13 protein-coding genes and 1 tRNA gene are annotated in these 11,685 nt (G+C 47.2%); 3 read left to right on the top strand and 11 right to left on the bottom strand.

Going from position 1 to position 11,685, the window contains the following annotated elements; genetic code table 11:
* Positions 1-89: 89 nt before the first annotated feature.
* A complete protein-coding gene (locus ACTTK7_RS14910; protein ID WP_462868880.1) occupies positions 90-854 on the bottom strand; it encodes a C40 family peptidase in 765 nt (254 codons plus the stop codon).
* Between the two features lie 85 nt (positions 855-939).
* On the opposite strand from ACTTK7_RS14910, the gene ACTTK7_RS14905 reads away from it, so the two are divergent.
* Both ACTTK7_RS14905 and ACTTK7_RS14900 read left to right on the top strand, forming a co-directional pair.
* Positions 940-1,299 carry a dihydrofolate reductase family protein gene (locus tag ACTTK7_RS14905; RefSeq protein ID WP_462868879.1) on the top strand — a complete coding sequence of 120 codons (360 nt, stop codon included), beginning with the start codon at positions 940-942 and terminating at the stop codon, positions 1,297-1,299.
* The gene (locus ACTTK7_RS14900; protein WP_462868877.1) at positions 1,211-1,477 is read left to right on the top strand and encodes a dihydrofolate reductase family protein; all 267 of its coding nucleotides are present in this window, start codon (positions 1,211-1,213) and stop codon (positions 1,475-1,477) included. Before ACTTK7_RS14905 ends, ACTTK7_RS14900 begins: the two co-directional genes overlap by 89 nt.
* Before the next feature lie 168 nt (positions 1,478-1,645).
* On the opposite strand, the gene ACTTK7_RS14895 is transcribed toward ACTTK7_RS14900, so the two are convergent.
* From ACTTK7_RS14895 to yugI, 10 genes are all read right to left on the bottom strand, one after another.
* A complete protein-coding gene (locus tag ACTTK7_RS14895; RefSeq protein ID WP_462868876.1) occupies positions 1,646-2,497 on the bottom strand; it encodes an aminoglycoside 6-adenylyltransferase in 852 nt (283 codons plus the stop codon).
* Positions 2,498-2,512: 15 nt separating this feature from the next.
* Positions 2,513-2,899, bottom strand: coding sequence for an aspartate 1-decarboxylase (gene panD / locus ACTTK7_RS14890; RefSeq protein WP_462868875.1), 387 nt, complete (start codon positions 2,897-2,899; stop codon positions 2,513-2,515).
* Positions 2,900-2,906: 7 nt separating this feature from the next.
* The gene (gene panC, locus ACTTK7_RS14885; RefSeq protein ID WP_462868874.1) at positions 2,907-3,770 is read right to left on the bottom strand and encodes a pantoate--beta-alanine ligase; all 864 of its coding nucleotides are present in this window, start codon (positions 3,768-3,770) and stop codon (positions 2,907-2,909) included.
* Positions 3,767-4,609 carry a 3-methyl-2-oxobutanoate hydroxymethyltransferase gene (gene panB / locus ACTTK7_RS14880; protein ID WP_462868873.1) on the bottom strand — a complete coding sequence of 281 codons (843 nt, stop codon included), beginning with the start codon at positions 4,607-4,609 and terminating at the stop codon, positions 3,767-3,769. Before panB ends, panC begins: the two co-directional genes overlap by 4 nt.
* Before the next feature lie 191 nt (positions 4,610-4,800).
* Positions 4,801-5,214, bottom strand: coding sequence for a DUF3942 family protein (locus ACTTK7_RS14875; RefSeq protein WP_462868872.1), 414 nt, complete (start codon positions 5,212-5,214; stop codon positions 4,801-4,803).
* A 42-nt stretch (positions 5,215-5,256) separates the two neighbouring features.
* Positions 5,257-5,874, bottom strand: a complete 618-nt coding sequence (locus tag ACTTK7_RS14870) for a hypothetical protein (protein ID WP_462868871.1) — start codon at positions 5,872-5,874, stop codon at positions 5,257-5,259.
* Between the two features lie 618 nt (positions 5,875-6,492).
* On the bottom strand, positions 6,493-7,308 hold the full coding sequence (locus ACTTK7_RS14865) for an SGNH/GDSL hydrolase family protein (RefSeq protein WP_462868870.1): 816 nt from the start codon (positions 7,306-7,308) through the stop codon (positions 6,493-6,495).
* Positions 7,309-7,885: 577 nt separating this feature from the next.
* Positions 7,886-7,961 (bottom strand) — tRNA-Ala (locus tag ACTTK7_RS14860).
* Between the two features lie 133 nt (positions 7,962-8,094).
* Entirely contained in the window at positions 8,095-9,453 is a 1,359-nt protein-coding gene (locus ACTTK7_RS14855; RefSeq protein ID WP_462868869.1) for a glucose-6-phosphate isomerase, read from the bottom strand.
* A gap of 170 nt (positions 9,454-9,623) precedes the next feature.
* Positions 9,624-10,055, bottom strand: a complete 432-nt coding sequence (gene yugI, locus ACTTK7_RS14850) for a S1 domain-containing post-transcriptional regulator GSP13 (protein ID WP_462868868.1) — start codon at positions 10,053-10,055, stop codon at positions 9,624-9,626.
* Between the two features lie 149 nt (positions 10,056-10,204).
* Here yugI and ACTTK7_RS14845 point away from each other — a divergent pair, with 149 nt between their 5' ends.
* Complete coding sequence (locus ACTTK7_RS14845; RefSeq protein WP_462868867.1) at positions 10,205-11,557, top strand: sodium-dependent transporter; 1,353 nt, start codon at positions 10,205-10,207, stop codon at positions 11,555-11,557.
* Positions 11,558-11,685 lie beyond the last annotated feature (128 nt).

Below are 11,685 nucleotides of genomic sequence, written 5' to 3'. Positions count from 1 at the left end.
CTTAAAAATCCTCCTCGTTTCATCTTCCCATGTCTATTCCGTTCTTTATTTTATCACTTTCTTTTTAGGAAGACGAATCCAAACGGCTTTTAAACAATGAATCGTTTTGATTCCACCACAGATTCTTTCCAGTAATTCGAAAAATCGGTATAGCCGACACCGTCAGATTCTGTGGCATGAAACAGCGTTTCGTCAGAAATATACATGCTCACATGATTAATACTGCCGTCTCCAGTCGTGTCGAAGAAAATGAGGTCTCCCCGTTTCCAGTTTTCTTCAGCAACATCCCGGCCTTCCTGCGCCTGATCCTCCGACACCCTCGGAAGATCGACATTTTCTTCTGCGTAGATGCGCTGGGTAAAGGAGGAGCAGTCGAAATACTCGGTCGTAGTTTCAGATGCCCCCCATTTGTACGGCACGCCTGTAAACTCTTCGCCTTTTTCAATTACCCTGGCGATTCTTTCCTGTGCCGGGCTCCAAAACTGGGCTGTATATCGATTTTCAGTCTCTTCTTCCTCGAATGCCAGCTCTTTGGCGGCTTCTTTTGCAGGAATATAGACCTCCCCCCTCCAATTGAACCACGCCGGACTCTCTTCAAGCTCTCCCTCCCACGAAGAGCCATTCACTGATAAACGTACAGTCTCACCTTCTTGTTCTAATTCCGCTTCGTATAAAGAGGCCGCCGTTTCCGGACGAAGATAGAGCTCTTCCGCCGTCTTGCCGCCTTCGATATACCAGTATTTGTCATTGCCATCGACATTTGTGATTAACACGTGCCGGTCTGCCCAATAGCCCGCACCGCCTGCCAAAACCATTACCGCAGCAACACTTACCCACACCCAGTTTTTCTTCATGCTGGACCTCCTTACCGTATAATTATTGTAGTTTTCTTTTTTTAACATGCTAAAATGAATGTACTAACAGAGGGGAGTGGTCACGATGAAGCCAGTAATTCTGTTTATCGCCGCCAGCCTTGACGGCTATATCGCTGATGCCGAAGGGAATATTGACTGGCTGCTGAAAGCCCAAGGCGAAGATGATAATGGCTACGATGAAATGTACCGGCGGGTGGATACGGTCGTAATGGGGAGAAAAACCTATGAACACGTACTCGTCTTAACGGACACCTTTCCGTACAGCGATAAAGACTGCTATGTTTTTTCCACCAGCCGCCTGGGAAACGACGGCCGCGTTTCTTTTGTACAGGGCAGTGTGGCAGAATGGCTTCAAAACAAACAGCAGGAGTCCGAGCGGCATCTGGATCATCGGAGGCACAGAGATTATAGACCCTCTCCTTGAAGCAGAACTGATCGACGAATATATTATTACCTTTACGCCTGATCTTTTAGGAAACGGCATACCATTGTTTAAGCAACGGACTGGCCAGCCAAAAAGGCTGCTTCTGCACGAAGTGAAGCGTTGGGGAGAATTGGCCCAGATCCACTACAAACGGGCTGGATATCTATTCGATCAGTAGTTTAGACTCATTTGACTCTATAGGTAAAAGCATTATTTTTTCTGAAAAGTGTGTATTTTTCCTACTCTTTAGGTAATAATAAACACATAGAGTAGCATTCGTCCAATTTGCTGCTCTTATCCCATATTTCATTTTGCTCCTGCTGCCTGGCAGGAGCCTTTTTTTATTTTACTGCACACGCCCGGCCCTTTTAATGTACTGCTGCACCTGTGCTGCCTCCTCTTCTTTCAAAGCAAACCCGCATTGGCTCGCAACAAAAGCGGATTCCCGGGCAAACATAGTCATCGCTGTCTGCAGGGAGGCCCAGATGCTTTCGTAAGAACCTGCAGCATAAGTATCTGCCAGTTCTTTGATGCTCTTATCCCCCAGATGTTTTTCCAGATGCTTCGCCTCCTGGCCGAAATTGATTGATGTCTTTTCTTCGAGCACCACCCTCCACTGCAGCATTTGTATCAGCATACGGCGGATAATTTGCAGATGAGCCTGGGCATAGAGCATTTCCTTGCGCCTCCAGCCTTTTGCCACGTACACAGCCACCCACCAAAACTCATTACAGCATTGCTGAAACAGCGTTTCTGCCGGTATATTTGTTTTGTAGCCTATATCTGTGGGTGCTGGAAATTCAGAAGCCGGATTATCTTTATCCAGCAGACAGCGGGTCAAGCCGTCCTGCTTCCAATGCCCGTATCTTCCGGCCGATGGCTTTAAGGTTAAATCAATGCGATTGCCGTCCTCAAAAAGCATCAGAAAGGCAAATGATTTTCCCGAGGGCTCCCGGTACAAATTCATTTCATCCGGCGTCTGCATAATCATAATTTCTCCAAATACTTTAAGCCAGGTTCGGTCCTGAATCATTTGCTCCATATTTTCCACAAAATAAATAATATCAAAATCGCTGAAAAGATCAGCAGGGCTGCTTCCGAAAGCTGCGCGGGAGCCGCTCAAAGCTGCGGCCCGAACCCGTTCATCGCCCCTGGCAGTCTCTATTATCAACTTCATAATAGCTTCTGGTGTGCGCACAGGCAGCCTCTCCTTTTAATCCAGTGTCGTTGAAGCGGGCTCGTAAGAAAGCATCTGCTGGATTTGATTTTGACTGTCCAGCACAGCTACCGCCGGTTTGAACTCCCGGGCATTTTCATTTTCCATTAACGCATATGCAATAATTATGACTATATCCCCCGGCTGCGCCATTCTTGCGGCTGCCCCGTTCAAGCAAATGACTCCGCTGCCCCGGGGGCCTTCAATCACATACGTTTCCAGACGGGCCCCGTTCGTATTATTAACCACCTGTACCTTCTCATTTTCCCACAGGTCCACCGCCTCCATCAGATCCCGGTCAATGGTAATGCTTCCTACATAGTTTAGGTCTGCTTCTGTAACTACGGCCCGGTGAAGCTTTGATTTCATCATTGTACGGTACATTATAGTGTCACGTCCTTCCTTTCTCGCCGGGAGACAGAATGATATTATCGATGAGTCTTGCCCCCGAAAACTGCACCGCTCCTGCAATAATTACCCGGCCGTTCCATTCCTTTACAGGCCTGAGACCGGGATACGTTAAAATATCCATATAATCAACCGTGCCGGAGATATTAGCTTCCACTGTATGCTTTGCTTGCTTCAAAATCTCCTCCAGTCCGCAGGAGCCTTCTTCTATCCATAAAGCTCCCTGCTTTAAACCTTTATACAGCCACACAGCTTCCCGGCGCTCTCCGCTGGTTAAGTTCACATTGCGGGAGCTCAGCGCCAGGCCATCAGGTTCCCGCACCGTCGGGCCGGTAACAACTTCTGCAGGAAGATTAAAATCACGGGCCATATTCGTCAGTACAGCGGCCTGCTGAGCATCCTTCTGTCCAAAGTAGGCCCGCGTTGGCTGAACAATCTGCAGCAGCTTCAGTACTACAGTCGCCACTCCGTCAAAATGCCCCGGCCGGCTTTTGCCGCAGAGTACATCAGTTCCTTCATGCACGTGCACTTCCGTCTGCATCTCTTCAGGATACATTTCTGCTGCTGAAGGGGCAAACACTATATCAACGCCCCGGGCTTCAGCTTTTTCGAGGTCGGAATCGAGCGTACGCGGATACGCCTCGTAATCTTCACCCGGGCCGAACTGCAGTGGATTGACAAAAATGCTCACCACCGCCGCGTCGTTTTCTTTCAAAGCCTGGTTTATCAACGAAAAATGGCCTTCATGCAGCGCTCCCATTGTCGGCACAAATCCAATCATTTCCCCCTGCTGCTTTCGTTCATCGATATGCGTACGAAGTTCATGAATGCCAGAAAAAACTTTCATGAAGCCCCTCCCCTGCCAGGATCGTTCAGCACAGAGGTGTCCATGGAAAAAGTGTGTCTGTCCTCCGGAAATGCTCTCGTTTTCACATCGCTTACGTAGCTTTCAAGGGCTTCGTCAATTTGGGCCTGGACGTTAGTGTACTGCTTAGCAAAGGAAGGGACAAAGCTGTCCCCCCATCCGACAGCGTCATGAAAAACCAGCACCTGGCCATCTATGCCGGCACCGGCGCCTATACCGATAACCGGCACCGAAAGATGCCCGGCAATACGGGCAGCGAGCTCTCCCGGCACACATTCAAGCACCAGTGCAAAGGCCCCTGCCTGCTCGATCTCCTGTGCTTCTTTTATCAACCTCTGTGCTGCTTCTCTTGTTTTCCCCTGTACCTTATATCCTCCAAGCACCCCGACGGATTGCGGAGTAAGGCCAATATGTCCGATGACCGGTACGCCGGCAGTCGTTAAGCGAGCGATAATCTCTGTGGCAGCTTCATCTCCCCCTTCAAGCTTAACTGCCTGTCCGCCGCCTTCCTGCATCAGGCGTCTCACTGCAGTAAACGTACTCTCTATGGAAGAATGATAGGTTAAAAAGGGCAGATCCACTACGATAAATGTGTCCGGAGCTCCCCGGCGTACCGCACGTGCATGCATCACCATGTCATCAAGTGTTACCGGAATCGTGGAATCGTATCCGTGCACGACCATGCCCGCTGAATCACCCACAAGTATCATATCCATTCCAGCTTTTTCTGCCGCCTTTCCCGTCGGAGCGTCATACGCCGTGATCATTGTGATCGGCTCCTGCCGCCCCTTCATCTGTTTAAATACCGCCGTGCTTTTCATCTCTCTCCTCCTGCTTCAATTAAAAAATAAAGAATTATCTGATTTTTTTGCCATTATGTGCTTTTCAACGCTCACGCTGGCTTGTGTTTACACATGTATATTATCTGACGCTCCTGGCATTTATTCAACCGCTGCGGCTTCGTTTGTTAAAAATAATTTTCCAATAAAAAAATGCCCTCCGGAGGAGGACATCAATAAATATTACTCAAGTCAAGAGAGTATCCGAATGTCTGAATCAGATACCGGCGGATCAAATCACGGCTGAAGGGGGTCTCATCCGCTTCACTTCGGGCTTCCTCGTCTTTGGCGATAATATGATCTATATGGGCTTTACTGCCATTCACCTTTTGAATGATGGTGATACGGTGAGAAGGAATATGCTTCAGCTCAAAAGTGAGCTTTCGCTTGTTGATCTTAATATAGCTTTCATGAAAGCCCGCTTCAATATGAAACTTACGGTCATTTATATTTTTGAATTCTTCTTCAAGATCCATGAAATAATACATAATTTCCCTCGCCGTAGATTCAATCAGCTGCTGCTCGGGCTGAGCATCAATATTTAAATATTTACGGGTTTTGGTGGCGAATGTATGTTCAAAGCTCATTAATTTTATCCCCTTTCATTTGCATAAAATATTTGCGCCGGCTCATCCTCCGGGCCTGAATACCTTTACCTTCGTCTGGACTTTCGTATTAACTGCTTCAGGGAAAGCCTCCGCAGCCCTCCGGATAAACCAGCCGGCAGACTCCCGCACGTGCTCCGGGGTGATGGTTTTTTTATCGAGCTTCTCATCCAGTTTTTTTCGGAACTCGGTAACCCCTTCTTTATCTTCGCCAAAATAAGCATGATTAACCTCAGGCACCCGGCGGTCGAACGTATATGGGTTGAACTGCCGGTCTCCTTCATCTGTTCCGACATAGCAGAAAGCTACCTGCGGATTCCCGTTTTCGTCAAACTGCATAATCGCAGCAGTCATGTTTAAGCCCAGCTTACTTTTGACGGCCAGGCTTTCGTCATAAATCAGCTGCATTTTTTCATCAATTGGTTGTGCTTTATATGCTTCAAGCAGCTCTACAAGCCGGGCCCGGTGGGCATCTGTTGCTACACCACTTACAGCCAGCAGTGCATTTCCGGCGTCAAATACCTTCTGCGTTTTTTCATCGGCCGGGCCGCCTTCAAGACTCGCTCCTTTTGAATCCGTGGCGATCATCACAAAAGGATGACCCTTGGGTGGAACAGCGCTTAATAATAGTCCCGCAGTCATACTCTCACCTCTTCTAACATTCCTTGTACCTACTGGTAATTACCCTCTGAGCAGACGGGCAAACGTTCCCTGAAAGTACCGCCATTTTTAACTTTTCTAAGAGGCAGCTTTGAATTTTTCATAGCAAATCTTCCAAAATTCTTCAATACTCAACGTGTCAGCGTTGAATTGAGTACTTGTTCTGCCGGCTACGGGAAAAATCGATACAGTTACTATTTTCGGTTCACACTGATACAAGTATGAAATACGGCTCCAGCAGTTAAACGCCGGGCTGAAAACTAGCTCACACGCAGTGTAATTCATAAAAGCCTCCTTCCTTTTTCTTCTGGCTATGCTCTTCTATTTGGGTGTTTGCCTTTGTCTTACCTAATATCGAGGGGAAATGAGCTGTTTTTCCTCATTCCTCCTAAGACAGTACTTCTTTCAAATGTTTTTTTATTAACCTCCGGAAGCCAGACAGGGGAATTCGTAAAAAGCCTGGCAGCTGCTCTGCTGTTACTGAACTTTTTTCTTATAATCTACTAATTGCATTCATAAACAGTTTCAGAGGAAGGTCTGCAAAAAAGAACGCCCTGCCTTCGCAGCGCGTTCTTTCTATAAAAGCACTTTATGGATCTTTTAACCGGGTACTTCTGCCTTCTGAACAGGGGTCTGCTCAAAATACGCATCCATATGCTTATACCAGAGCCAATAGCCTTCGCTGTTTGGGTGAATGCCGTCACCAATATACTGTTCCATTTGACGGCCGTTTTCTGCATTTTCGTGAAAGGGCACAGAGGCATCTATAAATAATACTCCCTGATGGCGATCAAATTCTTCTTTGAGCTGATCGGCAAACTCCTGATAGCCGCTATCCAGCTTCGGGGTCGTGCTTTCATAGGTGATCGCCGGGTTTGGGTTCATCACTAATACTACGGCATCCGGCGCTTTCGTTTTCGCCTCCCGGATCAACTGATGGATATTATCAATACTTTGAGCAGCCCGAATGCCCCGATAGAAATCATTCAGTATCCCTGTCTCAATAATCACAAAATCCGCTTCTTCAGAAAGCTCAGCATCGATTATTTCCCGTTTAAGCATATCCTCCGAGGAATAGCCCTCAACTCCATGATTGTTCAGCTCTACGTGCCCGCTGTCATCATTAATCTGCTGCAGTCTCTCTTCTAATAGGCCGGCCCATGATTCGCTGTAGCTGTCCGCTCCGGTCCCGGCAGCCACACTTGACCCAAACACTTCTACAGTAGACTTATGATATGTATTTAGACGGTGCTGCAAAAATGAATAAACATTCATCTCTTCCAGTTCTGAAAGCTCTTCGTCCGGGGTTTTAGTTCTCTCACTGTTTTCATTTACAGATTCTCTGTTTAAAGAAAAGATTATCCAGACACCTCCAGCTGCGGCTGCTGTAATCAGCAGTATAAATCTTTTTCTCATCTATCCTAACTCCTTTTGCTATTTTCGATAGAGAATTGCTCACAGCATAATACATTTCAGCAGCCTCCTACAAGGCCTAAAGGATCAGTTATGCCCATTTGTTTCATTTTTCTTACAATTGAAGTTATAACCCCCAGGAAGCCGGGAAAATCATTATAAAAAGCGAGGTGAATAATCAATGTTAATGGTAAAATGTCCGGAATGCGGACACGAAAACACAGCTTCCATTCAAATGCCCCCAGAAACACTAGGGACTGATGCTAACGTTACCGGAAACGAACAGCCGTGCGAAAACTGCCATGCCTCGATTCCGTTGTCCAACGAAAATCTCTATTATAAATAGTACGGGACTGTCAGCCCAAACACATACCGCCGGAACAAAGAACGACGCCGGGCCGAGGATAGTCCCTCAAACCGGCGTCGTTGGCGTAGTATGTATCTTGGAATGAATATATAATACCCCATCGCGTTTCAAACGGCAAGTTTTGTAACTAAAAAAAGTACATATACTTATTAATAAAAAACGACGCCGGCTCGAGAATTAGTTCTCAAACCGGCGTCATTGACGTAGTATGTATGGTGGAGCCTAGCGGGATCGAACCGCTGACCTCTTGGCTGCCAGCCAAGCGCTCTCCCGGCTGAGCTAAGGCCCCATGTTTTTGCCGGTAAATTATCAGCCGACATGAAACATTGTACCTTGCCTGCTTCTTTCTGACAAGACCTTTTTCATGTTTTTATGCAAATTTATAAAAAGCCGGCCTGTCGGCGGACAGGCCGAGTTTCTGCTTACTCTTCATTCAGACGCGTTTCAAGCGCCGTCTGCCGTTCTTCAAATCCCGGCTTGCCGAGAAGCGCAAACATGTTCTTTTTATACGCCTCCACACCCGGCTGGTCAAATGGATTAACGCCGAGCATATAGCCGCTCACAGCACAAGCCTTTTCAAAGAAATAAACAAGGTAGCCAAAGTAATATTCGTTCCATTCGGGAATATCAATAATGATATTCGGCACGCCCCCGTCCGTATGCGCAAGAAGCGTTCCTTCAAAGGCCTTCTCGTTCACAAAGCCCATGGTTTCCCCGGATAGATAATTTAAGCCGTCCAGATCATCATCGGTGTTTTTTAATTCCAGAGCACTTCCTGCATCCTGGACATGAAGCACTGTTTCAAGCAGATGACGGCGGCCTTCCTGGATATACTGTCCCATCGAATGAAGATCTGTGGAAAAATCGACTGCGGCGGGAAACAGCCCTTTGCCGTCTTTGCCTTCGCTTTCCCCGTACAGCTGCTTCCACCATTCAGACACAAAGTGCATGTGTGGTTCGTAGTTCACCAGCAGTTCAATGGCTTTCCCCTTCTGGTACGCAGCATAGCGGACAGCAGCATAGCGGTAGGCCGAATTTTCTTTTACACTTTGAAGCCTGCCTGCTTCCATGGCAGCAGATGCCCCGTTCATCATCTCTTCCACGTCCAGGCCAGCTGCAGCAATAGGAAGAAGACCTACAGCTGTTAAAACAGAATAACGGCCGCCGACATCATCTGGCACGACGAAGGTTTCATAGCCCTTTTCATCAGCCAGCGTTTTTAAAGCACCTTTGCTTTTATCCGTCGTAGCATAGATTCTTGAAGCTGCTTCCTCTGCCCCGTACTTATTTTCGAGCCAGTCCCGGAAAACCCGGAACGCAAGAGCCGGTTCTGTCGTAGTGCCGGATTTTGAAATGACGTTTATTGAAACGTCCTTGCCCTCCACCATTTCCAGAAGGTCATGCATGTAGCGCTGACTGATCTGATGACCGGCGAAGTAAATTTCCGGACCGTTCCGTTTAGAGCCGTCGAGCTGGTTGCGAAACGAATGGCTCAGGCTGTCGATAGCCGCCTTTGCTCCAAGGTAGGAGCCCCCAATACCGATGACAATCAACACGTCCGAATCCTTTTTGATTTTCTCCGCGGCCTGCTGGATGCGCGAAAATTCCTCCTTGTCGTATGTATCCGGAAGGTCTACCCACCCGAGATATTCCGAACCGGCACCGGTTTTTTCGTGAATCATGCGATGAGCCGTTTCCACCATTGGCTGAAGCTGCTCGATCTCATGCTCTGATATTTCCTGAGAAATATTTTTGCTGTTTACTTCAATCTGCTTTGCCATCTTATTACTGCCTCCCTTTAATATGTTTTACTTTTTCTCCGTCTCATTCATCCTTCTCTATTATAAAGAAAAACCGGAGCGCCCGCAAAACGTTCTTTAAGTACCTGTACCCTTTTCAGCTTTATAAAAAAACCGCCGCTCGAAAGCGACGGTTTTAAAAATGGAAATGATTATTTGCGTACCCGTTTATTCAGATCTGCCTGAATTTCATTGGATTGCTTCAGCCAGTCTTTTAATTTATCTTCAAGAGTATTAAATCCCTGGGTGTCGTTACTGCTCTGCTGGACCGGGCGGCCGCTGCTCTTGCTTTGACGCGGAGCCTGGCTCTGAGGACGGCTTTCGCTTTTTTCCGGTGCCGGAAGGGTGTCCCGGATGGAAAGAGAAATCTTCCCTGATTCCTGATCGACGGATTTGATTTTCACTTTAACTTCATCGCCTACTGACAATGCTTCGTTAATATCTTTAACGTAGCCATGGGCAATTTCAGAAATGTGAACCAATCCTTGTTTATTTCCGTCGAGCGCAACGAACGCGCCGAATGGTTTAATCCCCGTTACTTTCCCCTCGACGATTGCGCCTACTTCATATTGCTGTACTGACATTCAAACAACTCCTATAACTTTTTATTAACTTTCAAATTATAGCATTATTTTAGGAATTCGGCAATCGATAAACTCACGTCCTGTTCTTGACAAAAGTCCCACATGTTCGGTACTTTAAAGGAATAAATTAATTTTAAGGAGGAACTACTATGAGCCAACCACGTGAACAGTGGGGAACGAGGCTTGGGTTCGTATTAGCAGCAGCCGGATCTGCCATTGGTCTGGGCGCTGTCTGGCGTCTGCCTTACGTGGCAGGAACCAGCGGCGGCGGGGCTTTTTTTCTGATTTTTGTTGCTTTTACGCTCATTCTCGGCACCGCTTTATTAATAGCCGAATTTGTGGTCGGGCGTCGCACCCAAAAGCCGCCGGTCCCCGCCTATAAAACGATTGCGCCGAATACGCCCTGGTTTTTTAACGGTATCATGGGCATGATCTGTGCTATTTTAATTTTATCCTTTTATTCTGTTGTCGGCGGATGGATTATTATTTACTTTGTAAGGAGCCTTGGAGGTCTTGCAGGTGAAGGAACAGATTACGGAGCCTTATTCGGCTCGATTATTTCCAATCCGTGGGAAGTAGGCATCGCCCATCTTGCTTTTATGCTGATTACGATTCTTGTCGTACAGGGCGGTGTACGTAAAGGCATCGAACGAACGACGAACTGGATGATGCCTGCTCTCTTTATTTTATTTATTGTGCTTGTAATCCGTTCACTCACCCTTGAAGGAGCCGGCGAGGGAATTGCTTTCTTTTTGCAGCCGGACTTTAGTGCAGTTACAGGGACCACGATTCTATTTGCCCTCGGCCAGGCATTTTTCTCGCTCAGCCTTGGTAACTCTGTAATGGCTACATACAGCTCATACCTTCCAAAAGAAAAAAGCCTGATCAATTCAGCGTTTTCTATTGTCGTATTAACGATTATTATTTCGCTGCTTTCCGGACTTGCCATTTTCCCGGGAGTATTTGCTTTTGATATCCCGCCGGACGCCGGCCCGAATTTAATTTTCATTGTACTGCCGGCCGTGTTTGAGCAGCTTGCACTTGGTTCACTGTTCTTTACGCTGTTTATGCTCCTGCTTGTATTCGCTACGTTAACCTCGGCATTTTCACTGCTGGAGATTATCGTTTCCTCAGTGTCCTACAAACGCCCGGACAGCCGTGGACGCACAGCCTGGGTCGTTGGCATTCTGATTTTTCTCCTCGGGATTCCGTCGAATCTGTCGTACGGACTGCTTTCTGACTGGCTTATTTTCGGAAACACCTTCTTTGATTCCATCGATATTCTGACAAGCAACTTCCTGCTTCCTCTCGGAGCACTGATCGTGTCTCTGTTCCTTCCTTTAAAAATGAAAAAGGCAGATCTGCGTGATGAAGTAATGAGAGGCTCTGTGATGGGAAATGGAGTATTTCTTGTATGGTTTACCATCATTCGCTACATCGCTCCGGTAGCAATTATCATCGTATTCATCAATTCCCTGATCGGTTTATTCTCAGGATCCTAAAAAAGGGTTCTATGTCTAATGTTGGGGTGACCCCCTCCATTATCCGGCGAACGACCATTTATATTGATGATGCAGTAACACTTTGGCCCGCAGACGGTCATACCGTTGGAACCCGAAGGCGTTCCGCT

The sequence above is a fragment of the Marinococcus tarijensis genome, assembly GCF_054971385.1.
The sequence above is the reverse complement of the archived record's forward strand: the minus strand, read 5'-3'. Positions and strand labels throughout refer to the sequence as shown.

Excerpts from the sequence above, each read along its gene's own strand:
- panC (WP_462868874.1), bottom strand. The coding sequence starts at position 3,770 with ATGAAAGTTTTTTCTGGCATTCATGAACTTCGTACGCATATCGATGAA.
- yugI (WP_462868868.1), bottom strand. The coding sequence starts at position 10,055 with ATGTCAGTACAGCAATATGAAGTAGGCGCAATCGTCGAGGGGAAAGTA.
- ACTTK7_RS14910 (WP_462868880.1), bottom strand. The coding sequence starts at position 854 with ATGAAGAAAAACTGGGTGTGGGTAAGTGTTGCTGCGGTAATGGTTTTG.
- panB (WP_462868873.1), bottom strand. The coding sequence starts at position 4,609 with ATGAAAAGCACGGCGGTATTTAAACAGATGAAGGGGCGGCAGGAGCCG.
- ACTTK7_RS14905 (WP_462868879.1), top strand. The coding sequence starts at position 940 with ATGAAGCCAGTAATTCTGTTTATCGCCGCCAGCCTTGACGGCTATATC.
- ACTTK7_RS14855 (WP_462868869.1), bottom strand. The coding sequence starts at position 9,453 with ATGGCAAAGCAGATTGAAGTAAACAGCAAAAATATTTCTCAGGAAATA.
- ACTTK7_RS14865 (WP_462868870.1), bottom strand. The coding sequence starts at position 7,308 with ATGAGAAAAAGATTTATACTGCTGATTACAGCAGCCGCAGCTGGAGGT.
- ACTTK7_RS14870 (WP_462868871.1), bottom strand. The coding sequence starts at position 5,874 with ATGACTGCGGGACTATTATTAAGCGCTGTTCCACCCAAGGGTCATCCT.
- ACTTK7_RS14845 (WP_462868867.1), top strand. The coding sequence starts at position 10,205 with ATGAGCCAACCACGTGAACAGTGGGGAACGAGGCTTGGGTTCGTATTA.
- ACTTK7_RS14875 (WP_462868872.1), bottom strand. The coding sequence starts at position 5,214 with ATGAGCTTTGAACATACATTCGCCACCAAAACCCGTAAATATTTAAAT.
- panD (WP_462868875.1), bottom strand. The coding sequence starts at position 2,899 with ATGTACCGTACAATGATGAAATCAAAGCTTCACCGGGCCGTAGTTACA.